14 protein-coding genes, 6 tRNA genes, 3 rRNA genes and 1 riboswitch are annotated in these 22,281 nt (G+C 56.2%); of the genes, 3 read left to right on the forward strand and 20 right to left on the reverse strand.

Going from position 1 to position 22,281, the window contains the following annotated elements:
* The 7 genes from rrf to phnN all read right to left on the reverse strand — a co-directional run.
* Positions 1 to 73 (reverse strand): 5S ribosomal RNA (gene rrf / locus JFU37_RS27005); the annotation flags it as partial.
* A 161-nt stretch (positions 74 to 234) separates the two neighbouring features.
* Positions 235 to 3,126 (reverse strand): 23S ribosomal RNA (locus JFU37_RS27010).
* A 235-nt stretch (positions 3,127 to 3,361) separates the two neighbouring features.
* A tRNA-Ala gene (locus JFU37_RS27015) sits at positions 3,362 to 3,437 on the reverse strand.
* 30 nt (positions 3,438 to 3,467) lie between these two features.
* Positions 3,468 to 3,544: transfer RNA gene (locus tag JFU37_RS27020), tRNA-Ile, on the reverse strand.
* 82 nt (positions 3,545 to 3,626) lie between these two features.
* Positions 3,627 to 5,165 (reverse strand): 16S ribosomal RNA (locus JFU37_RS27025).
* Between the two features lie 682 nt (positions 5,166 to 5,847).
* Positions 5,848 to 5,924 (reverse strand) — tRNA-Arg (locus tag JFU37_RS27030).
* Between the two features lie 239 nt (positions 5,925 to 6,163).
* Entirely contained in the window at positions 6,164 to 6,736 is a 573-nt protein-coding gene (gene phnN / locus JFU37_RS27035; protein WP_201120094.1) for a phosphonate metabolism protein/1,5-bisphosphokinase (PRPP-forming) PhnN, read from the reverse strand.
* Positions 6,737 to 7,120: 384 nt separating this feature from the next.
* Here phnN and JFU37_RS27040 point away from each other — a divergent pair, with 384 nt between their 5' ends.
* The gene (locus JFU37_RS27040) at positions 7,121 to 7,447 is read left to right on the forward strand and encodes an Arc family DNA-binding protein (protein WP_003178899.1); all 327 of its coding nucleotides are present in this window, start codon (positions 7,121 to 7,123) and stop codon (positions 7,445 to 7,447) included.
* A gap of 106 nt (positions 7,448 to 7,553) precedes the next feature.
* Here the strand turns inward: JFU37_RS27040 and mgtE are convergent, their stop codons facing one another.
* Positions 7,554 to 8,996 (reverse strand): magnesium transporter, encoded by a 1,443-nt coding sequence (mgtE, locus tag JFU37_RS27045; RefSeq protein WP_201120095.1) that lies wholly within the window; start codon positions 8,994 to 8,996, stop codon positions 7,554 to 7,556.
* A 320-nt stretch (positions 8,997 to 9,316) separates the two neighbouring features.
* On the opposite strand from mgtE, the gene JFU37_RS27050 reads away from it, so the two are divergent.
* A complete protein-coding gene (locus JFU37_RS27050) occupies positions 9,317 to 9,832 on the forward strand; it encodes a cell envelope protein SmpA (protein WP_201120096.1) in 516 nt (171 codons plus the stop codon).
* A 19-nt stretch (positions 9,833 to 9,851) separates the two neighbouring features.
* Here JFU37_RS27050 and JFU37_RS27055 read toward each other — a convergent pair.
* From JFU37_RS27055 to ltaE, 7 genes are all read right to left on the reverse strand, one after another.
* Positions 9,852 to 9,928, reverse strand: a tRNA-Arg gene (locus tag JFU37_RS27055).
* 71 nt (positions 9,929 to 9,999) lie between these two features.
* Positions 10,000 to 10,076: transfer RNA gene (locus JFU37_RS27060), tRNA-Arg, on the reverse strand.
* Positions 10,077 to 10,183: 107 nt separating this feature from the next.
* A tRNA-Ser gene (locus tag JFU37_RS27065) sits at positions 10,184 to 10,274 on the reverse strand.
* Positions 10,275 to 10,336: 62 nt separating this feature from the next.
* The gene (gene csrA, locus JFU37_RS27070) at positions 10,337 to 10,525 is read right to left on the reverse strand and encodes a carbon storage regulator CsrA (RefSeq protein ID WP_002554426.1); all 189 of its coding nucleotides are present in this window, start codon (positions 10,523 to 10,525) and stop codon (positions 10,337 to 10,339) included.
* A 187-nt stretch (positions 10,526 to 10,712) separates the two neighbouring features.
* Complete coding sequence (locus JFU37_RS27075) at positions 10,713 to 11,954, reverse strand: aspartate kinase (RefSeq protein ID WP_031319071.1); 1,242 nt, start codon at positions 11,952 to 11,954, stop codon at positions 10,713 to 10,715.
* A 91-nt stretch (positions 11,955 to 12,045) separates the two neighbouring features.
* Positions 12,046 to 14,670 (reverse strand): alanine--tRNA ligase, encoded by a 2,625-nt coding sequence (alaS, locus tag JFU37_RS27080; protein ID WP_201120097.1) that lies wholly within the window; start codon positions 14,668 to 14,670, stop codon positions 12,046 to 12,048.
* 146 nt (positions 14,671 to 14,816) lie between these two features.
* The gene (gene ltaE / locus JFU37_RS27085; RefSeq protein ID WP_201120098.1) at positions 14,817 to 15,821 is read right to left on the reverse strand and encodes a low-specificity L-threonine aldolase; all 1,005 of its coding nucleotides are present in this window, start codon (positions 15,819 to 15,821) and stop codon (positions 14,817 to 14,819) included.
* Positions 15,822 to 16,017: 196 nt separating this feature from the next.
* Positions 16,018 to 16,189: riboswitch (FMN riboswitch) on the forward strand.
* Between the two features lie 102 nt (positions 16,190 to 16,291).
* Here ltaE and JFU37_RS27090 point away from each other — a divergent pair.
* Entirely contained in the window at positions 16,292 to 16,801 is a 510-nt protein-coding gene (locus JFU37_RS27090; protein WP_007943897.1) for a 6,7-dimethyl-8-ribityllumazine synthase, read from the forward strand.
* A 130-nt stretch (positions 16,802 to 16,931) separates the two neighbouring features.
* Here the strand turns inward: JFU37_RS27090 and astE are convergent, their stop codons facing one another.
* The 5 genes from astE to astA all read right to left on the reverse strand — a co-directional run bounded on the left by astE (position 16,932) and on the right by astA (position 22,279).
* Complete coding sequence (gene astE, locus JFU37_RS27095) at positions 16,932 to 17,942, reverse strand: succinylglutamate desuccinylase (protein ID WP_201120099.1); 1,011 nt, start codon at positions 17,940 to 17,942, stop codon at positions 16,932 to 16,934.
* 12 nt (positions 17,943 to 17,954) lie between these two features.
* A complete protein-coding gene (locus JFU37_RS27100) occupies positions 17,955 to 18,242 on the reverse strand; it encodes a hypothetical protein (RefSeq protein ID WP_033056735.1) in 288 nt (95 codons plus the stop codon).
* Between the two features lie 58 nt (positions 18,243 to 18,300).
* Positions 18,301 to 19,647, reverse strand: a complete 1,347-nt coding sequence (gene astB / locus JFU37_RS27105; RefSeq protein WP_201120100.1) for an N-succinylarginine dihydrolase — start codon at positions 19,645 to 19,647, stop codon at positions 18,301 to 18,303.
* 140 nt (positions 19,648 to 19,787) lie between these two features.
* Positions 19,788 to 21,257 (reverse strand): succinylglutamate-semialdehyde dehydrogenase, encoded by a 1,470-nt coding sequence (astD, locus tag JFU37_RS27110; protein ID WP_201120492.1) that lies wholly within the window; start codon positions 21,255 to 21,257, stop codon positions 19,788 to 19,790.
* Positions 21,254 to 22,279 (reverse strand): arginine N-succinyltransferase, encoded by a 1,026-nt coding sequence (gene astA, locus JFU37_RS27115; protein WP_201120101.1) that lies wholly within the window; start codon positions 22,277 to 22,279, stop codon positions 21,254 to 21,256. The genes astD and astA overlap by 4 nt, the downstream gene beginning before the upstream one ends.
* Positions 22,280 to 22,281 lie beyond the last annotated feature (2 nt).

A 22,281-nucleotide genomic window follows, 5' to 3' on the forward strand; every position in this document is an offset into this window, starting at 1 on the left:
CATCGGCGATGCATCGTTTCACTGCTGAGTTCGGGATGGGATCAGGTGGTTCCAATGCTCTATGGTCGTCAAGAAATTCGGGAGCCAGGTCGTTTTCTCTTGCGAGATCACGCTCCAGCGAATGGGTATGTGATAGATCTCGGTGTTTGTGAACAGCTCGAACTTTCGGTTCGTTTCGTCTTCACACACCGCAATCTGGTGCTCTCTCGAGCCTACAAATTGCTTGGGTGTTATATGGTCAAGCCTCACGGGCAATTAGTATTGGTTAGCTCAACGCCTCACAGCGCTTACACACCCAACCTATCAACGTCGTAGTCTTCGACGGCCCTTCAGGGGACTCAAGGTCCCAGTGAGATCTCATCTTGAGGCTAGTTTCCCGCTTAGATGCTTTCAGCGGTTATCTATTCCGAACATAGCTACCCGGCAATGCCACTGGCGTGACAACCGGAACACCAGAGGTTCGTCCACTCCGGTCCTCTCGTACTAGGAGCAGCCCCTCTCAAATCTCAAACGTCCACGGCAGATAGGGACCGAACTGTCTCACGACGTTCTAAACCCAGCTCGCGTACCACTTTAAATGGCGAACAGCCATACCCTTGGGACCGGCTTCAGCCCCAGGATGTGATGAGCCGACATCGAGGTGCCAAACACCGCCGTCGATATGAACTCTTGGGCGGTATCAGCCTGTTATCCCCGGAGTACCTTTTATCCGTTGAGCGATGGCCCTTCCATACAGAACCACCGGATCACTAAGACCTACTTTCGTACCTGCTCGACGTGTCTGTCTCGCAGTCAAGCGCGCTTTTGCCTTTATACTCTACGACCGATTTCCGACCGGTCTGAGCGCACCTTCGTACTCCTCCGTTACTCTTTAGGAGGAGACCGCCCCAGTCAAACTACCCACCATACACTGTCCTCGATCCGGATAACGGACCTGAGTTAGAACCTCAAAGTTGCCAGGGTGGTATTTCAAGGTTGGCTCCACGCGAACTGGCGTCCACGCTTCAAAGCCTCCCACCTATCCTACACAAGCAAATTCAAAGTCCAGTGCAAAGCTATAGTAAAGGTTCACGGGGTCTTTCCGTCTAGCCGCGGATACACTGCATCTTCACAGCGATTTCAATTTCACTGAGTCTCGGGTGGAGACAGCGCCGCCATCGTTACGCCATTCGTGCAGGTCGGAACTTACCCGACAAGGAATTTCGCTACCTTAGGACCGTTATAGTTACGGCCGCCGTTTACCGGGGCTTCGATCAAGAGCTTCGCGTTAGCTAACCCCATCAATTAACCTTCCGGCACCGGGCAGGCGTCACACCCTATACGTCCACTTTCGTGTTTGCAGAGTGCTGTGTTTTTAATAAACAGTCGCAGCGGCCTGGTATCTTCGACCGGCATGGGCTTACGCAGTAAATGCTTCACCCTCACCGGCGCACCTTCTCCCGAAGTTACGGTGCCATTTTGCCTAGTTCCTTCACCCGAGTTCTCTCAAGCGCCTTGGTATTCTCTACCCAACCACCTGTGTCGGTTTGGGGTACGGTTCCTGGTTACCTGAAGCTTAGAAGCTTTTCTTGGAAGCATGGCATCAACCACTTCGTCACCCAAAGGGTAACTCGTCATCAGCTCTCGGCCTTAGACTCCCGGATTTACCTAAGAGTCCAGCCTACCACCTTAAACTTGGACAACCAACGCCAAGCTGGCCTAGCCTTCTCCGTCCCTCCATCGCAATAACCAGAAGTACAGGAATATTAACCTGTTTTCCATCGACTACGCTTTTCAGCCTCGCCTTAGGGACCGACTAACCCTGCGTCGATTAACGTTGCGCAGGAAACCTTGGTCTTTCGGCGTGGGTGTTTTTCACACCCATTGTCGTTACTCATGTCAGCATTCGCACTTCTGATACCTCCAGCAAGCTTCTCAACTCACCTTCACAGGCTTACAGAACGCTCCTCTACCGCATCACCTAAGTGATACCCGTAGCTTCGGTGTATGGTTTGAGCCCCGTTACATCTTCCGCGCAGGCCGACTCGACTAGTGAGCTATTACGCTTTCTTTAAAGGGTGGCTGCTTCTAAGCCAACCTCCTAGCTGTCTAAGCCTTCCCACATCGTTTCCCACTTAACCATAACTTTGGGACCTTAGCTGACGGTCTGGGTTGTTTCCCTTTTCACGACGGACGTTAGCACCCGCCGTGTGTCTCCCATGCTCGGCACTTGTAGGTATTCGGAGTTTGCATCGGTTTGGTAAGTCGGGATGACCCCCTAGCCGAAACAGTGCTCTACCCCCTACAGTGATACATGAGGCGCTACCTAAATAGCTTTCGAGGAGAACCAGCTATCTCCGAGCTTGATTAGCCTTTCACTCCGATCCACAGGTCATCCGCTAACTTTTCAACGGTAGTCGGTTCGGTCCTCCAGTTAGTGTTACCCAACCTTCAACCTGCCCATGGATAGATCGCCCGGTTTCGGGTCTATTCCCAGCGACTAGACGCCCTATTAAGACTCGCTTTCGCTACGCCTCCCCTATTCGGTTAAGCTCGCCACTGAAAATAAGTCGCTGACCCATTATACAAAAGGTACGCAGTCACCCAACAAAGTGGGCTCCCACTGCTTGTACGCATACGGTTTCAGGATCTATTTCACTCCCCTCTCCGGGGTTCTTTTCGCCTTTCCCTCACGGTACTAGTTCACTATCGGTCAGTCAGTAGTATTTAGCCTTGGAGGATGGTCCCCCCATATTCAGACAAAGTTTCTCGTGCTCCGTCCTACTCGATTTCATGACTAAGAGATTTTCGCGTACAGGGCTATCACCCACTATGGCCGCACTTTCCAGAGCGTTCCGCTAATCTCAAAGCCACTTAAGGGCTAGTCCCCGTTCGCTCGCCACTACTAAGGGAATCTCGGTTGATTTCTTTTCCTCAGGGTACTTAGATGTTTCAGTTCCCCTGGTTCGCTTCTTAAGCCTATGTATTCAGCTTAAGATACCTAACTTATGTTAGGTGGGTTCCCCCATTCAGACATCTCCGGATCAAAGTCTGTTTGCCGACTCCCCGAAGCTTTTCGCAGGCTACCACGTCTTTCATCGCCTCTGACTGCCAAGGCATCCACCGTATGCGCTTCTTCACTTGACCATATAACCCCAAGCAATCTGGTTATACTGTGAAGACGACATTCGCCGAAAATTCGCAATTACTCACAAATTTTACCTTAGCCTGAGCCGTTACCAGTGAAAGTAACGTTCAGTCTATCTTTCTATCACATACCCAAATTTTTAAAGAACGATCTAATCTTAAAGATCAGAAATCAACATTCACCATCGTCACGATGGAATGCTCATTTCTAAGCTTTACAAGTCAGAAGCAGTAGTGGTGGAGCCAAACGGGATCGAACCGTTGACCTCCTGCGTGCAAGGCAGGCGCTCTCCCAGCTGAGCTATGGCCCCGTATTTCTACAGGCGTTTCCCACACAAAATTGGTGGGTCTGGGCAGATTCGAACTGCCGACCTCACCCTTATCAGGGGTGCGCTCTAACCAACTGAGCTACAGACCCAATTTCGGGCTGCTTCTTATCGTCTTCTTCAATGAATCAAGCAATTCGTGTGGGAACTTATGGAACAGCTGATGTCGTCGATTAAGGAGGTGATCCAGCCGCAGGTTCCCCTACGGCTACCTTGTTACGACTTCACCCCAGTCATGAATCACACCGTGGTAACCGTCCTCCCGAAGGTTAGACTAGCTACTTCTGGTGCAACCCACTCCCATGGTGTGACGGGCGGTGTGTACAAGGCCCGGGAACGTATTCACCGCGACATTCTGATTCGCGATTACTAGCGATTCCGACTTCACGCAGTCGAGTTGCAGACTGCGATCCGGACTACGATCGGTTTTCTGGGATTAGCTCCACCTCGCGGCTTGGCAACCCTCTGTACCGACCATTGTAGCACGTGTGTAGCCCAGGCCGTAAGGGCCATGATGACTTGACGTCATCCCCACCTTCCTCCGGTTTGTCACCGGCAGTCTCCTTAGAGTGCCCACCATTACGTGCTGGTAACTAAGGACAAGGGTTGCGCTCGTTACGGGACTTAACCCAACATCTCACGACACGAGCTGACGACAGCCATGCAGCACCTGTCTCAATGTTCCCGAAGGCACCAATCCATCTCTGGAAAGTTCATTGGATGTCAAGGCCTGGTAAGGTTCTTCGCGTTGCTTCGAATTAAACCACATGCTCCACCGCTTGTGCGGGCCCCCGTCAATTCATTTGAGTTTTAACCTTGCGGCCGTACTCCCCAGGCGGTCAACTTAATGCGTTAGCTGCGCCACTAAGAGCTCAAGGCTCCCAACGGCTAGTTGACATCGTTTACGGCGTGGACTACCAGGGTATCTAATCCTGTTTGCTCCCCACGCTTTCGCACCTCAGTGTCAGTATCAGTCCAGGTGGTCGCCTTCGCCACTGGTGTTCCTTCCTATATCTACGCATTTCACCGCTACACAGGAAATTCCACCACCCTCTACCATACTCTAGCTCGACAGTTTTGAATGCAGTTCCCAGGTTGAGCCCGGGGATTTCACATCCAACTTAACGAACCACCTACGCGCGCTTTACGCCCAGTAATTCCGATTAACGCTTGCACCCTCTGTATTACCGCGGCTGCTGGCACAGAGTTAGCCGGTGCTTATTCTGTCGGTAACGTCAAAACAATTACGTATTAGGTAACTGCCCTTCCTCCCAACTTAAAGTGCTTTACAATCCGAAGACCTTCTTCACACACGCGGCATGGCTGGATCAGGCTTTCGCCCATTGTCCAATATTCCCCACTGCTGCCTCCCGTAGGAGTCTGGACCGTGTCTCAGTTCCAGTGTGACTGATCATCCTCTCAGACCAGTTACGGATCGTCGCCTTGGTGAGCCATTACCTCACCAACTAGCTAATCCGACCTAGGCTCATCTGATAGCGCAAGGCCCGAAGGTCCCCTGCTTTCTCCCGTAGGACGTATGCGGTATTAGCGTCCGTTTCCGAGCGTTATCCCCCACTACCAGGCAGATTCCTAGGCATTACTCACCCGTCCGCCGCTCGCCACCAGGTACAAGTACCCGTGCTGCCGCTCGACTTGCATGTGTTAGGCCTGCCGCCAGCGTTCAATCTGAGCCATGATCAAACTCTTCAGTTCAAACATCTTTGGGTTTTTAAGAAACCCTAAACTTGGCTCAGCAATCGTTGGTTACATCTTTGATTTCTCGCGGAGTAACTTGTGATGCTGATAATCTTGTTGACTATCAGTCTGACTCCACAAGCACCCACACGAATTGCTTGATTCAGTTGTTAAAGAGCGGTTGGTTGAGTCTTTCGTCTCGACCGAGGCGCGCATTCTACAGCAGCCTCTGTTGCTGTCAAGCGGTTATTTTCCGAAGCTTTCAAAGTTTCCTTTGTAACTTCAACCACTTGCGCTTTCGATCTCTCGTTAGCGGGAGGCGAATTCTACAGCGTTACTCGCTGCTGTCAACACCTCTTTTTCAACTCCTTTCGCGCTTCGATGACCTGAAGCAACTTGCTGCCGAAAACTGCGTAACTCATTGTTTACCAAGGAGTTTTCCGTTTCGACTGCGCCGGAAGTGGGGCGAATTATAGACGTCTGGAATCTGCCGTCAACCCCTAATTATGCTTTTCTATCGAGATATCCAAATCACTGCTTATATATAGGCGCGACCAAAGCGGCAGCAGACCATGAGGGCAATCAGCCAGAGGATAAGTTGAGTTGAGATAAGCTATTGCGGTTGGAAGCATTACTGACTCATCGATCACACCCCGAAAGGGTTCAGTGGAAGAATCAGATACCGCTGGAGGTTTGAATATGGTGTCCCAGGGCAGGTTCGAACTGCCAACCTTCCCCTTAGGAGGGGGATGCTCTATCCAATTGAGCTACTGAGACACAAACTGCCCGCGAGGAACGCGGTACAAACAGACGGCCTGCATGTTAACGGCCCGCCCTGCGTTTGTCATGTCGTCCGTTGTGCTTATTAAGTGTAGGCAGAAGTCCAGCCCAGCATCCCTTTGCTCATCGTGCAAATTGCAGCTACAAAAAGCCCCTCAACTGGCGCTCACCCTACCCTGATCGCCTGCAGCGCATTCGGAGCACTGCTCGTGCTCGGCTAATCGTCGGGCGAAAAATCAAGTTCGATCCAGTACCGCGTTAACCCTCAGCAAGTGCAACAGATTAGCCACCGTGTTAGCCAGGTCGCCCGAGTTGTCGAGCCGATGAACCTGCCTATCGCCGATAGAAGCATCTGAAGTGAATAAATCATTGCGCAGAAGTCTCGATTCAATCTCCGCTTGATTCTCACGACCCCGTCGCAGCAGGCGCTCTCGCAGGACGTCAACTTCCACTGTTAAAAGAACCGGCATCAGCGTGGGGTAGCGGCGCAGCGCTTCAGCAAAATGGCCACGGGAGCCGTTGACCAAAACATGCCAGCCATCCTTGAGCCATAAATCTATTTCGATCGGAATACCATAATCAAGGCCATTGGCGCTCCAGGACAGCGCGAAGTCCCCGCGAAGCCTGCGCAGCTCAAATTCTTCTCGGGAAACTCCGATAGCATCTTCACCTAATGATTCGGCCGATCGAGTGATGACTCGGCGCACCACTTCACAATTTAGTGCCCGCAAAGGTTCTCTAGCAGCCTCGATGAGACTGTCCTTGCCGGATCCGGAAGGCCCCATCAAAAATATCAGCCTGCCATCCATCCTGAATTCGCCCCCATCCCACGTTTACGCTAGTAAATCGGCCAATTGCCACTATCCTGTACAGGTAAGGAACAATGATCGAATCCGCATAGCATGCACCTTCAGGTGTCTTCAGACATCCCCTGTAGGGCAAGAGGACGCGGTCAGTGATGCGGAGCGGGTTACGCTTTTCAAACCAGTCCGCATTTCTGATAATTGGTGCTGGCATAACGCCTTTATCCAGTTCAATATTTGTCACAGAATTGACGCCAATGATCTGGCTATTTTGAGGCATGATGCGAGCCTCTATCAATTCAGGTTGAACATTTGGCCAGAGCGCTTGTCCTATCTGACATCCTGCGGCCAATCCCGAGAACCGCTCCCCTGAACTAACCGGTTAAATATATGCGCCCATTGAAACAGGCAATTTATTCCAGCCGTACGGCTGACAAGTTCGTCGTACGTCTGCCAGACGGAATGCGTGAACGCATTGCCGAAGTGGCTCGCAATCATCATCGCAGCATGAACTCCGAAATCATCGCGCGCCTTGAGCAGAGCCTTATTCAGGAAGGCGCGCTGGGTGAAGAATTGAGCATGCGCCTGGACAGCCCTGAGCTATCGTTGCACGAACGTGAACTGCTGCAACGCTTTCGCCAACTCTCCCACCGACAGCAGAACGCACTTGTTTCGCTGATTGCCCATGACGCCGAAATGGCCGCAGACGCTTCCTGATTCATCCGAAACTCCCCAAGCCAGCATAATTGCTGGCTTTTTTTTGCCTGAAATTCGGCCATAAAAAACCCGCCGATTGGCGGGTTTTAAGTGTGGATTCAATCGGTCAGAGCAGGAAGATGGTAGCCAGCCCAAGGAAGATGAAGAACCCACCGCTGTCGGTCATGGCGGTGATCATCACACTCGCGCCCATTGCAGGATCATGCCCAAGCCGCGCCAAAGTCATGGGGATCAAAACGCCCATCAACGCGGCAAGCAACAGGTTGAGCGTCATGGCGGCGGTCATCACCACGCCCAGAGACCAACTGCCATACAGCAGATAGGCAACAATGCCAATCACACCGCCCCAGACCAGACCATTGATCAAGCCTACCGCCAACTCCTTACGCATCAATCGCGAAGTATTACCCGTATTGACCTGATCCAGCGCCATGGCCCGAACAATCATGGTGATCGTCTGGTTACCCGAGTTGCCACCAATACCCGCCACGATCGGCATCAATGCCGCCAGCGCCACCAGCTTCTCGATCGAGCCTTCAAACAGACCGATCACGCGGGACGCAATGAACGCAGTGATCAAGTTCACCGCCAGCCAGGCCCAGCGGTTACGCAGGGACTTCCAGACCGACGCAAAAATATCCTCTTCTTCACGCAGACCCGCCATGTTGAGAACTTCGTTTTCGCTCTCTTCACGAATCAGGTCGACCATTTCATCGATGGTCAGACGACCGATCAACTTGCCGTTCTTGTCGACCACCGGGGCCGAGATCAAGTCATAACGCTCGAACGCCTGAGCCGCATCGTACGCGTCCTCGTCCGGGTGAAAACTCACCGGATCACTGGCCATGACTTCGGAAACCTGTTTTTCCGGGTCGTTGACCAGCAAACGCTTGATTGGCAAGACGCCCTTGAGCACGCCGTCGTAATCGACCACGAACAGTTTGTCGGTGTGGCTCGGCAATTCCTTCAGGCGACGCAGGTAGCGCAGAACCACTTCGAGACTGACATCCTCGCGAATGGTCACCATCTCGAAGTCCATCAGCGCACCGACCTGCTCCTCGTCATAAGACAAGGCAGAGCGAACACGCTCGCGCTGCTGACCATCGAGGGTTTCCATCAGCTCGTGAACGACGTCTCGCGGCAGCTCGGAGGCCAGGTCAGCAAGTTCGTCGGCATCCATGTCCTTGGCCGCAGCCAGGAGCTCGTGATCGTCCATGTCGGCGATCAGGGTTTCACGAACCGAGTCGGATACTTCGAGGAGAATGTCGCCGTCTCGATCAGCCTTGACCAATTGCCAGAGCGTTAGACGATCGTCCAGCGGCAGGGCTTCGAGGATGTAGGCGACGTCGGCGGAGTGCAGGTCATCGAGCTTGCGTTGCAGCTCGACGAGGTTTTGCCGGTGAACCAGGTTCTCGACCCGGTCGTGATGCGGACCTTCCTGGCGGTGAGTCAGGTCTTCGACTACCCGCTGACGCTGCAACAGCTCAATAACTTGAGCGAGGCGATCCTGCAGGCTTTCTTGCGTTTTCTTTACTTCAACTTCAGACATAGGCGAACTCCACTCCCAGCAGCGGGGCACGCCGGAAGGATCAATCAGTCAATTCATGATTGGAAAAACGGGGTACTGAGTAACTACTGGGTAAGTCCATGGAGGTATTCCACAAGCCCCGGCGGGGCTGACGGGCGCAATGATACACCGCCCGAAGGTTTTAAATGTTAAAAAATCGCGGCTGAAACAAGCGCTTGCGAGACAAACCTGAGCACCGTCCTGATCCATCAAAATGCGACGACTCATTCTGAAAAGAAAACACACCATCGTTGAAAAATGTAGCAGCTACCCTTGAGTCAGACCGTCATGGAGGACGTTTGATGCCATCGAATGCACAATACTTTTTACTGATCACCCTGCTCTGCCCGCCTTGGGCGCTGGCCACGACCATTCACCGATGCGAGGCGGCCAACGGGCGCATTACCTTCACCACACTGAGCTGTACCGCTGGAGAAAGCCTTTCGCTTCAGGATGTGCGCACCTTCACTCCGGGCAACATGACGGCTCTCTTGCCGGAAGCCGGTATCCGCGAAACATCACGCATGAAAATCAGAAGGCGAGATCCGACTGTCGTCGGCCAGCGTGAGGACACCTGTGGAAACCTGATCAGTGCCCGGGAACGCCGCGAGGCCATAATCAATCAACGGGTTGTGGCAGGCATGAGCCAACAGGATGTCGAGAGTGCTCTTGGCAAACCCGACAAGGTCAGCATTCGGAATTCAGCCACAAGTTATCGTTACGACACCAAGCGAGGTCGTAGCGCACACGTCGAATTCGATGAGAGAGGATGCACGAAAGGAAAAGCCAAATCCCAGACGGCAAAAAGCCCGCGTTAAACGCGGGCTTTTTGGTGTTTGGTGCACTCGACAGGATTCGAACCTGTGACCGCTCGGTTCGTAGCCGAGTACTCTATCCAGCTGAGCTACGAGTGCATTTGTGTTTTTATACCAGATCACAACTGGTTGAAGCCAAGTCATTCACATCGCTGCAAACAACCCTTAAATGGTGCACTCGACAGGATTCGAACCTGTGACCGCTCGGTTCGTAGCCGAGTACTCTATCCAGCTGAGCTACGAGTGCATTTGTTGCCGCGCATTATAGGCCGTTTAATCTCTATGTCAAACACTTTTTCTAGTAATTTCAACAACTTACCGAAGAAGCCAGATTACAACGTACTACGCAAATAATGGCGGAGAACGGGGGATTCGAACCCCCGACACCCTTTTGAGGTGTACTCCCTTAGCAGGGGAGCGCCTTCGGCCACTCGGCCAGCTCTCCGCAACACGGGGCGTATCTTAACCAACCTTTTCCCCGTTTGCAAACATAAAAAACGATAAAAATTAATGGCTTGGTTCTTCGTCCTTCTCTTTCTTTATACGCAGGTAGATTTCCTCACGGTGGACCGCAACCTCTTTCGGGGCGTTGACACCGATACGCACTTGATTTCCTTTGACGCCGAGCACGGTCACGGTGATTTCGCCATCACCAATAATCAGGCTTTCTGCGCACCGACGAGTCAGAATCAGCATACCTTTCTCCTCACGCATTTCATTTCAGGGACAACAGTCTGCAAAAAAAAGGCACTCGACCTACAACCGGAGCGATCGCAGCCCTACATGCCTGAGTATTGACCAGCGCGAGCAAAAGAACAGTTCATGAGTCGCGCCATTCAAAAAAACAAAGGGCGCGGTCAGACCGCGCCCTTTGGCAAACGCATCACTCGCCCTGGCGGGCCGGCGCGTCCAGTTCGAAAGCTGTGTGCAGAGCGCGCACAGCCAGTTCCAGGTACTTCTCTTCGATCACTACGGAGACTTTGATTTCCGAAGTCGAGATCATCTGGATGTTGATGCTTTCCTTGGCCAGCGACTCGAACATACGGCTGGCCACACCTGCGTGAGAGCGCATGCCGACGCCGACGATCGAGACCTTGGCGATCTTGATGTCGCCAACGACTTCACGGGCACCGATCTCGCGAGCGGTGTTTTCCAGCACGGTTTGCGCGGCCTGGAAGTCATTGCGGTGCACGGTAAAGGTGAAGTCGGTGGTGTTATCGTGCGCAACGTTCTGCACGATCATGTCGACTTCGATGTTCGCGGCACTGATCGGGCCGAGAATCTTGAACGCAACGCCCGGGGTGTCTGGCACGCCACGGATGGTCAGCTTGGCCTCATCGCGGTTGAAAGCGATGCCGGAAATGATCGGCTGTTCCATGGTTTCCTCTTCATCAATAGTAATGAGGGTACCCGGACCCTCCTTGAAGCTGTGCAGTACGCGCAGCGGAACGTTGTACTTGCCGGCGAACTCGACCGCACGGATCTGCAACACCTTGGAACCGAGGCTGGCCATTTCCAGCATCTCTTCAAAGGTAATCTTGTCCAGGCGCTGGGCCACGGACACCACACGCGGGTCGGTGGTGTAGACGCCATCGACATCGGTGTAGATCTGGCATTCGTCAGCCTTCAAGGCTGCCGCCAGCGCCACGCCGGTGGTGTCGGAACCGCCACGACCGAGGGTGGTGATGTTGCCGTGCTCGTCGACGCCCTGGAACCCGGCGACAACCACCACACGGCCTGCCTTCAGATCACCGCGAATCTTCTGGTCATCAATCTGCAAGATACGCGCTTTATTGTGCGCGCTGTCCGTCAGAATTCGCACCTGGTTGCCGGTGTAGGACACCGCAGGCACGCCGCGCTTGATCAGCGCCATGGCCAACAGTGCAATCGTCACCTGCTCACCGGTGGAGACGATCACGTCCAGCTCACGCGGAACCGGTTGGCCGTCGCCACTGATTTGCTTGGCCAGATCGATCAGACGGTTGGTTTCGCCGCTCATTGCAGACAGCACAACCACCAGGTCATCGCCGGCATCGCGGAATTTCTTAACCTTGTCGGCGACCTGCTCGATTCTCTCGACAGTGCCGACCGAGGTGCCTCCAAATTTCTGTACGATCAAAGCCATTTCAAAGCCGCCTCTGCCCATGAAGGGCGCCCAAATAATCACTCAAACAGCGTTCCGGCCCGCCACTAGACTACGGGCCGGACACACTGCCTTATAAACCCTGCTCTACAAATGGAACAGTCAGGGCCAATGCCGCATCCAGTGCGCCAGCGTCAGTACCACCGCCCTGCGCCATGTCTGGACGACCACCGCCCTTCCCGCCCACTGCCGCAGCGGCTTGCTTCATCAAATCACCGGCTTTGAGTTGGCCAGTCAGGTCTTTGGTTACGCCTGCAACCAGAACGACCTTTTCCTCATGGACACTGCCGAGCAGGATCACTGCGCGGCCGAGTTTGTTTTTCAGCTGATCGACCAATGCCAGCAGCGCCTTGCCGTCCTGACCGTCCAGACGCACGGCCAGTACCTTCACGCCTTTGACGTCCAGAGCGGAAGCCGACAGATCGTCGCCCGCCGCACTGGCTGCCTTGGCCTGCAACTGCTCGAGTTGTTTCTCCAGCAGGCGGTTGCGCTCCAGCACAGCCGACAGCTTGTCGATCAGGTTGTCGCGACTGCCCTTGACCAGGTTGGCCGCTTCCTTGAGTTGTTCTTCAGCAGCGTTCAAGTAGGCCAATGCCGCAGCCCCCGTGACCGCTTCAATACGACGCACGCCGGAGGCCACACCGCCTTCGCTGATGATTTTCAGCAGGCCAATGTCGCCGGTACGGTTGGCATGGATACCACCGCACAACTCGACGGAAAAATCACCGCCCATGCTCAGCACGCGCACATTGTCGCCGTACTTCTCGCCAAACAGCGCCATGGCGCCTTTTTGCTTGGCGGTTTCGATGTCGGTTTCTTCGGTTTCAACGGCGGAGTTCTTGCGAATCTCGGCGTTGACAATGTCTTCCAGCGCCTTCAACTGCTCTGGCTTGATGGCCTCGAAGTGGCTGAAGTCGAAGCGCAGGCGCTGACTGTCGACCAACGAGCCTTTCTGCTGAACGTGATCGCCCAGCACCTGACGCAATGCGGCGTGCAGCAAGTGAGTCGCCGAGTGGTTCAGCGAAGTCGCGTGACGCACGTCAGCTTCGACGTGAGCCTCAACCGGAGCCCCAACGATCAGACTGCCCGATGCCAACACACCGTGATGCAGGAACGCACCGCCGGTTTTGGTGGTATCGCGTACGTCGAAACGGCTGTTGCCGGCCTGCAGATAGCCACAATCACCAATCTGACCACCGGATTCAGCGTAGAACGGCGTTTGGTTGAGAACAACCACGCCCTCTTCGCCTTCACTCAATACGTCGACTGATTGCCCTTCTTTATAGAGGGCAACAATTTTCGCCGAACCTTTAGTCGCTTCATAGCCAGTAAATTCGGTGGCCACATCAACCTTGACCAGGCTGTTGTAGTCCATGCCGAAGGAGCTGGCGGAACGGGCACGGACGCGCTGGGCTTCCATTTCGCGCTCGAAGCCCGCTTCGTCAATGGTCAGGCTGCGCTCACGAGCGATGTCGCCGGTCAGGTCCATTGGGAATCCGTAGGTGTCGTAGAGCTTGAACACTACGTCGCCCGGAACCACATCGCCTTTGAGGTCGGCCAGATCCTGCTCGAGGATCTTCAGACCTTGTTCCAGGGTCTTGGCAAACTGCTCTTCTTCGGCTTTCAGGACGCGTTCGATATGCGCCTGCTGGGATTTCAGCTCAGGGAAGGCCTCACCCATCTCGGCGACCAGGGCCCCTACGATCTGGTAGAAGAAGCTGCCCTTGGCGCCCAGTTTGTTGCCGTGACGGCACGCACGACGAATGATCCGGCGCAGTACGTAACCGCGACCTTCATTGGAAGGCAATACACCGTCGGCAATCAGGAAGCCACAAGAGCGAATGTGGTCAGCCACGACTTTCAGGGATGCCTGTGCGTCGTTGGTGCAACCGATGGCCTTGGCCGATGCGCTCAGCAGGCTTTGGAACAGGTCGATTTCATAGTTCGAGTGTACGTGCTGCAGCACGGCACTGATCCGTTCCAGGCCCATGCCGGTGTCGACCGACGGAGCAGGCAGCGGGTGCAACACGCCGTCTGCTGTGCGGTTGAATTGCATGAACACGTTATTCCAGATTTCGATGTAACGGTCGCCATCTTCTTCCGGCGAGCCCGGTGGGCCGCCCCAGATGTCAGCGCCGTGATCGTAGAAAATCTCGGTGCACGGACCACACGGGCCGGTATCGCCCATGGTCCAGAAGTTGTCGGATGCGTACGGCGCGCCTTTGTTGTCGCCGATGCGAACCATGCGCTCGGCCGGAACGCCGATTTCCTTGGTCCAGATGTCGTACGCCTCGTCATCGCTGGCGTAGACGGTGACCCAGAGCTTTTCCTTCGGCAGGTTCAGCCACTGGTCGGAGGTCAGGAAGTTCCAGGCGTAGGTGATCGCGTCACGCTTGAAATAATCACCGAAGCTGAAGTTACCCAGCATTTCGAAGAAAGTGTGGTGACGAGCGGTATAACCGACGTTTTCCAGGTCGTTGTGCTTGCCGCCGGCGCGTACGCATTTCTGGCTGCTGACAGCGCGGGTGTACGCGCGCTTTTCCTGGCCCAGGAAACAGTCCTTGAACTGGTTCATCCCCGCGTTAGTGAACAGCAGGGTTGGGTCGTTGCCCGGAATCAAAGAGCTGGAGGCTACACGGGTGTGGCCTTGCTCTTCGAAGAAGCGAAGGAAGGCTTCACGGATTTCTGCGCTTTTCATTAGGTTCTTCCACGGAGGCTGCGGCCAAAGGCCTGTGCGAAACGTCAACAGACGAAGCGACGGCAAAGGGCCGCATTATATCGGCGTTAGTGACTAGGTACAGTGTGTTTGTACGTTACAAACAGTCAATTGGACCGCTAACACGGTCAGTTGCGAGAAAAGTCGACAAATGTAGCGACGACCTGCTCGATTTGCGCCCGACTGACGTCCATGTGCGTGACCATTCGCAGGCGACCGGCAGCGCTGAGCTTGATGCCCCGCTCGGCGGCAAAGGCCTTGATGGCTTCGGCCTTGTCACCCATCGCCACGTACACCATGTTGGTCTGCACCGGCTCGACCTCATACCCCGCCGCTCGCAGGCCTTCGGCCAGAAGTTGGGCATTGGCGTGATCGTCGGCCAGACGCTGGACGTTGTTATCCAACGCATACAAACCTGCCGCCGCCAGAATCCCGGCCTGACGCATGCCACCGCCGACCATCTTGCGCAGACGCCGCGCCTTGCCGATCAACTCCACTGAGCCACACAACACCGAGCCGATCGGCGCGCCCAAGCCTTTGGACAGGCAAACCGAAACGGAATCGAAATACTGAGTGATTTCCCGGGCATCGACCCCCAGTTTGACCGCTGCGTTGTACAGCCGAGCGCCGTCCAGGTGCAGCTGCAAGCCATGCTCGCGGGTAAAACTGCGGGCCTTGGCCAGATAATCCAACGGCAGGACCTTGCCCTGCATGGTGTTTTCCAGCGCCAGCAGGCGGGTGCGGGCGAAGTGGAAGTCGTCCGGCTTGATCGCAGCGGCCACCTGAGTCAGGTCCAGCGAACCATCGGCCTGCACTTCCAGCGGCTGAGGCTGAATCGACCCGAGCACCGCCGCACCGCCGCCTTCGTACTTATAGGTGTGCGCCTGCTGGCCGACGATGTACTCATCACCGCGTTCGCAGTGAGCCATCAGGCCCAGCAGGTTGCTCATGGTGCCCGTCGGGACAAACAGCGCGGCGGCAAAACCCAGGCGTTTTGCCAGTTCGGCCTCCAGACGATTGACCGTCGGATCTTCGCCGTAAACGTCGTCACCGGTGGCCGCTTTGGCCATCGCGTCGAGCATCCCGGCGGTCGGTTGGGTGACTGTGTCGCTGCGAAGATCGATAACGCTCATGAATCTGGCCTCGGTAAGCAGGGGAAAATCCCTTTCAAGTAGGAATTACTGCGGTCATGCCGACGAATAATCAACCCTTGAATAGGAAAAGGCTGCTTGAATCGACGAAAAAGTCGATAGCAATCATCAGATAGCAGCGATGCACAGGTGAGAAATATGTGTTAAAAACGCTGCGCCGCCAAACAATCTGGCGGCAAAACGTTCTCAGGGCGGGGTGCAACTCCCCACCGGCGGTAATTGCGCGCAACGCGCATAGCCCGCGAGCGCTTGGCGACAGACACGGCAATGGCTGTGGATGACGGCAAGGTCAGCAGACCCGGTGTGATTCCGGGGCCGACGGTCATAGTCCGGATGAAGAGAGAACGGGATTGGCGCCAAAGGGCCGTCCGCGGGCATTCATGCGAGCGAGCGTACCCTTAAATCCCATTCGATTCATAAGCCCTGTTTTTTACACAAACAGGAATCAGAACATGCAACCCACCGCAATCGATAGCAAAAGCAAAAACCATCAGGGCGAGCGCGTTGCGTTCATCCAGGCCTGCTGGCACAAGGAAATCGTCGACCAGAGCCGTAAGGGCTTCGTCGCCGAAATGATCGCCCAGGGTTATCAGGAATCAGAGATCGATTTCTTCGAAGTCGGCGGAGCCTTTGAAATCCCGCTGCACGCCAAGCTGCTGGCCAAGTCCGGTCGATATGCCGGCATTGTCGCCGCCGGTCTGGTCGTCGACGGCGGCATCTATCGCCACGAATTCGTTGCCCAATCGGTGATCAGCGGCCTGATGCAGGTTCAATTGGAAACCGAAGTGCCGGTGTTCTCGGTGGTTTTGACCCCGCACCACTTCCACGCTGGCGAAGAACATCAAAAGTTTTTCTTCGAGCATTTCGTGCACAAGGGTCAGGAAGCGGCGAAGACCTGCGCGGATACGCTGCACAAGATGCGTGCGCTGCGTCGTAGTGAGCCACGCGCGGTAGCCGTCTAAACACTGGATCCCTGTAGGAGCGAGCTTACTCGCGATGGTCGTCAAGATAACGCTGCGAGCCTGATACCCCGCGGCGCTCTCAAGTTTATCGCGAGCAAGCTCGCTCCTACAGTGGGTTATATGGTGAGCCTCAGGCCAGGTTTTCGTCAGTGGTCGGCACGATCAGGATGCCGGCGCGCAGGCCATTTTTCACCTTGGGGTTCGGGAAGATGATCCGGGCGCCCTCTTCCTCGATGATCCAGCGGGTCTGGGCGATGTCTTCGGCCAGCAGATAACCCACTTCCAATTCCGAAAAATTCTCGATGTCCGCCGGCAGGTTCAGGCGGAAGCTATCGCTGTGCTTGATGATTTCCCGCGCCACGCTAAACAGCTGCAAGCCATCCAGCGCCTCCTCGGCCAGAGGTGGCTCGTTACCCTCGATGATCTGCTGCAGGCGGGTTTCGAGCCGCGAGACATTCACCCCTTCGTTCTGCCCAAACGGCCGCGCCTTACCCAACTCCAACGTGAAAGACTCGGCACCGAGCTTGTCATAGGTGTAAGAGCTGAAAACGATGGACGGTTTGTTCTGCAACAGCACCGCTTCCATGCCAGCAGCGCGCAGGCGAGCCAGTTCCAGACGAGAATGCTGGCGGCCTTCTTTCCAGGGATACAGCGCGAACTGCTCGATTTTCGAGCCACGAATCGCGGTATGCAGATCGTAGTGCAGACGATTGCGGTCCGGCAGGCTGAAGAAACTCGCCGCTAGCCGCTCCAGCTCACAAGCGCGCAAGGCTTCGGAACCGCTGCTTTGTTCGTGACGGCCATTGAACAGCCGATTGACGTCCTGCTCGATGAATCGCTCACCGCGACGGATCGCATCGGGGTTGCCGAACAGGAAAAGAATACGTGCGCGCGGCTTCAGGTCGCCGCGAGCGATGCCATGCAACAGGCGATCGAGCAGCTCGATCGGTGCTGTTTCGTTGCCATGGATACCCGCCGAAAGCAGCAGGTCCAGGCCATTGTCGCGCGCTTCAGGTGGCCGGACTTCCAGCGCACCTTCGCTCAACCAGCGCATCCGCACGCCTTCGACAGTCAGTTGAGTCTTCTCCGCCGGTTCGCGGCCGGCGAGGGTCAGTTCAAGCAGTTTGCCGAGGGCGAGCATAGAGCGGTTTCCTTAGTGGTCGTGTGCGCAATCCGGGCCGTGCACGTGGTCTTCGTCACCGACTTCAGCCGGTTCCATTTCCAGTTGCAGACTTACCAGATTAGTCGCCAATGGGCGCAGCAGCAGGTTAGCGTATTCAGCGTCACCTTCTTCGACGTCCACGCCGATCAGCAGTTGGCCACGGCCATCCTGCTGGATCCACAGCTCTTTGCCTTGCCACATGACCGCGACGCGGGTGCAGGAAGTTTCCAGTTGCGTGCCGTCGGTGTCTTCAAGGATCAGCTGCAGGGTATCGCTCATGTTTTACGCTCTCATTTGGAGATAGCGCGGCGCACTCATTTCAAGAGTGCGCCGACTTTCAATTGATCTGGAATGGATAAACCGCGCCCAGTTTAAGGATTTGCGTCAGTTCATCCAGTGCCGTCCGGCACTCAAGCAGTAATTGCGGGTCCGCGAGATCGTTTTCGGTCATGCGGTCGCGGTAGTGCTTGTCGACCCATTCGGTCAGCGTGCCGTACAACGGTGCTGTCATGATAACCCCTGGGTTGACGGCCGCCAGTTCGGTTTCATTCAGTGCGACGCGCAACCGCAGGCAAGCCGGGCCACCGCCGTTCTGCATGCTCTGCTTGAGATCGAAGACTTTCACTTCGCGGATAAGCCCGCCAGAGCTGGTCAAACCTTGCAGGTACTGCCAGACACGCTCGTTGCCTCGGCACTCTTCCGGCACGATCAACAGCATGGAGCCATCAGGACGGGACAGCAGTTGGCTATTGAACAGGTAGGAACGAACGGCGTCTTCCACGGTTACGGCGGAACGCGGTACACAGATCGACTGAAATTTCCCACCGACTTTTGCGAGCTTTCCTGAAAGTTCGGCAAGCATCTGCTCGGTGTCGAGGAACGCATCCTCGTGATAGAACAACACCTCACCGTTACCGACGGCGATCACGTCGTTGTGGAACACGCCCTGATCGATCACCGAAGGGTTCTGCTGGGCATACACCACGCCGTCCTCGCTCAAGCCGTGCAAGCGGGCAACGGCTTGGGATGCTTCAAGCGTCTGGCGCGCCGGGTATTTCTGCGGTGCCGGGTAACGGGTGTCGAATGCGCTGCGACCGAACACGAAGAACTCGACGCCGGCTTTACCGTATTCACGGCAGAAACGGGTGTGGTTAGCCGCGCCTTCGTCACCGAATTGAGCCACGGCCGGCAATGCGGCGTGGTGAGCGAAGTGTTTCTGATCCGCAAACATTGCACCCAGTACGCGACTGGTAGTCGGGTGTTCAATGCTGCGATGGTATTTGCAGTTCAGGTTGGCAGCGGTGAAATGCACACGGCCGTCGGCAGTGTCGGCACTCGGGCTGACCGTGGCGGCGTTGGCTACCCACATGCTCGATGCCGAGCAACTGGCCACCAGCAACGGCATCGCGTCTTTGGCCGCTTGCTCGATCACTTCGGCGTCAGTGCCGCTGAAACCCAGGCGACGCAATGCAGCCACGTCCGGACGTTCCTGAGGCGCAAGAACGCCCTGCTGAAAGCCCATTTCCATCAGTGCTTTCATTTTCGCCAGGCCTTGCAGCGCGGCTTCCTTCGGGTTCGAAGATTGCTGGCTATTGCTCTGGGACGCGACGTTGCCGTAGGAAAGGCCGCCGTAGTTATGGGTCGGCCCCACTAGACCGTCAAAATTGACTTCATAGGATTTCATCAGCGAGGCTCCACGAGAATCTGTTGTTATAGGCTTCTGGTAACTGTTCTTTCAGACCGAGGCGCGGCCTTCGCGAGCAAGCTCGCTCCCACAGGTTTCACACAATCCCCTGTAGGAGCGAGCTTGCTCGCGATGCGGTCTCAGCTCATACGCACGCCAGGGGTCAGCGCGGTCGGCAAGGTCAGGCTCGGGGTTTCCAGCGAGGCCACCGGGTATGCGCAGTAATCTGCGGCGTAGTAAGCGCTGGCGCGATGGTTGCCCGAGGCGCCGACACCGCCGAATGGCGCGCTGCTCGCCGCACCGGTCAGCTGCTTGTTCCAGTTAACGATACCGGCACGGCTTTCCAGCCAGAACTGCTGATAGCGCGCTTCGGAATCCGACAGCAAACCGGCCGCCAGGCCATAGTCGGTATCGTTGGCTTCAGCGATCGCCGCTTCAAAGTCAGCGTAGCGGATCACCTGCAGCAGCGGGCCGAACAGCTCCTCGTCCGGGCGATCCGCCACGGCGGTGACGTCCAGAATACCGGGTGTCAACAAGGCCGCCTGAGCCTGAGGCTGAGTCATTTCCAGCAGCGCCACTGCACCGTTGGCCAGCAGATGTTCTTGCGCATCCATCAGCGCTTTCGCAGCGCCGAGTGAAATCACCGAGCCCATGAACGGTGCTGGCTGTTGATCAAACGCACCCACTTCGATTGTCGAACTGACCGCCACCAGACGCGCCAGCAGCGTGTCGCCCCAGGCGCCTTGCGGCACCAGCAAGCGGCGTGCACACGTGCAGCGCTGACCGGCAGAGATGAACGCCGACTGGATAATGGTGTAAACCGCGGCATCGAGATCAGCCACCTGATCGACGACCAGCGGGTTGTTGCCGCCCATTTCCAACGCGAGGATCTTGTCCGGACGACCGGCAAACTGCTGGTGCAAGTGATTGCCAGTGCGGCTCGACCCAGTGAAGAACAAGCCGTCGATGCCAGGGTTCGCCGCCAGGGCGATACCGGTCTCACGAGCGCCTTGCAGCAGGTTCAATACGCCGGCGGGCAGGCCTGCTTCGATCCAGCACTTGACCGTTAGCTCGGCGACTTTCGGCGTCAGCTCGCTTGGTTTGAACAGCACGCTGTTACCCGCCAGCAGCGCGGGCACGATGTGGCCGTTCGGCAAATGGCCAGGGAAGTTGTAAGGCCCGAACACCGCCACCACGCCGTGTGGTTTGTGACGCAACACGGCAGTGGCGTCGCCCAGTGGGCCGCTCTTCTCACCCGTACGTTCGCGGTAGCTTTGCACCGAGATCGCAATCTTGTTGACCATGCTGGTGACTTCAGTCGCCGATTCCCACAACGGTTTACCGGTTTCTTCACCGATGCAGCGAGCCAGTTCGTCAGCGTGATTTTTCAGCGCAGCGGCAAACGCTTCCAGCACGGTGATGCGCTCTTCCAGCGTGCGGCGAGCCCAGCCTGGAAATGCCTGACGCGCGGCTTGCACGGCCGACTCAACTTGAGCGGTGGTGGCACCCTCGCCAGTCCACAGCACTTGTTGCGTGACCGGGTTCAGCGATTGGAAAGCTTCTCCCTGTCCGGCCAGCCATTCACCTGCGATGTATAACGAATTCATTATTTCGACTCCCGAGCAGCGGACAACGGAACGGCGCGCACTTGATCGCCAGCGTTGAGTTGAAGACGTTTGGCGGTCAGTGGATCGACCACCAACGTACCGGCGGCGAAGCGTGCGGGAGCGGCAGTCATCCGGCAGTCTTCGCGCTTGCGGTTGTGAATCAGGAAAGGTGTGGCGTCGTCACCCGGCGTGCCGATAGCCAGCACCAATGCCTGACTGTCACGCACCGCGCGGATCTTGCTGGTTTCGCACTCGACCGCTGGGCCGGCGTCGAAGATATCGACGTAGCCCTGATAGCTGAAACCTTCGCTTTTGAGCATGGCCAGCGCCGGCTCGGTGTCCGGGTGCACCTGGCCGATGACGTTGCGCGCGTCTGGCGACAGGAAGCAGGTGTACAGCGGGAATTTCGGCATCAGTTCCGCGATGAACGCCTTGTTGCCGACACCCGTCAGGTAATCGGCCTGACTGAATTCCATCTTGAAGAAGTGACGACCGAGGCTTTCCCAGAACGGCGAACGCCCGGCTTCGTCGGACACGCCGCGCATCTCAGCGATGATCTTGTTGCCAAACAGCTGCGGGAACTCGGCGATGAACAGCATCCGCGCCTTGGCCAGCATGCGGCCGTTGAGGCCTGTGCGGTAATCAGCGTGCAGGAACAGCGAGCACAGCTCAGAGTTACCGGTCAGGTCGTTGGCCAGGAACAGCGTCGGAATTTCGCGGTAGATGTTCAGCTCTTGCGAGGCGCTGACGGTCAGGCCAACCCGGAAGTTGTACCAAGGCTCGCGCAGGCCGACGGCGCCAGCGATGGCGGAAATGCCCACCACGCGACCATCGTCGTCTTCGAGCACGAACAGGTAGTCCGCATCGCCCCGCCCGGCTTCGCCGCGAAAAGTCCTCTCGGCCCAGCCGACCCGATGGGCCAGACGTTCTTCGTTGGCCGGCAAGGTGGTCAGGCCGGTGCCAGTGCTGCGGGCCAGGTCGATCAGAGCGGGTAAATCGCTGCTGCGTACGGGACGAACGATCATGC

The organism is Pseudomonas sp. TH41 (assembly GCF_016650695.1).
Taxonomy (GTDB): domain Bacteria; phylum Pseudomonadota; class Gammaproteobacteria; order Pseudomonadales; family Pseudomonadaceae; genus Aquipseudomonas.

Bases quoted from the DNA above. Each gene is read 5' to 3' on its own strand.
- alaS (WP_201120097.1), bottom strand. From the start codon at position 14,670: ATGAAAAGCGCAGAAATCCGTGAAGCCTTCCTTCGCTTCTTCGAAGAG.
- astB (WP_201120100.1), bottom strand. From the start codon at position 19,647: ATGAAATCCTATGAAGTCAATTTTGACGGTCTAGTGGGGCCGACCCAT.
- phnN (WP_201120094.1), bottom strand. From the start codon at position 6,736: ATGGATGGCAGGCTGATATTTTTGATGGGGCCTTCCGGATCCGGCAAG.
- astE (WP_201120099.1), bottom strand. From the start codon at position 17,942: ATGCTCGCCCTCGGCAAACTGCTTGAACTGACCCTCGCCGGCCGCGAA.
- JFU37_RS27090 (WP_007943897.1), top strand. From the start codon at position 16,292: ATGCAACCCACCGCAATCGATAGCAAAAGCAAAAACCATCAGGGCGAG.
- JFU37_RS27050 (WP_201120096.1), top strand. From the start codon at position 9,317: ATGCCATCGAATGCACAATACTTTTTACTGATCACCCTGCTCTGCCCG.
- ltaE (WP_201120098.1), bottom strand. From the start codon at position 15,821: ATGAGCGTTATCGATCTTCGCAGCGACACAGTCACCCAACCGACCGCC.
- mgtE (WP_201120095.1), bottom strand. From the start codon at position 8,996: ATGTCTGAAGTTGAAGTAAAGAAAACGCAAGAAAGCCTGCAGGATCGC.
- astA (WP_201120101.1), bottom strand. From the start codon at position 22,279: ATGATCGTTCGTCCCGTACGCAGCAGCGATTTACCCGCTCTGATCGAC.
- JFU37_RS27040 (WP_003178899.1), top strand. From the start codon at position 7,121: ATGCGCCCATTGAAACAGGCAATTTATTCCAGCCGTACGGCTGACAAG.
- csrA (WP_002554426.1), bottom strand. From the start codon at position 10,525: ATGCTGATTCTGACTCGTCGGTGCGCAGAAAGCCTGATTATTGGTGAT.
- JFU37_RS27075 (WP_031319071.1), bottom strand. From the start codon at position 11,954: ATGGCTTTGATCGTACAGAAATTTGGAGGCACCTCGGTCGGCACTGTC.
- JFU37_RS27100 (WP_033056735.1), bottom strand. From the start codon at position 18,242: ATGAGCGATACCCTGCAGCTGATCCTTGAAGACACCGACGGCACGCAA.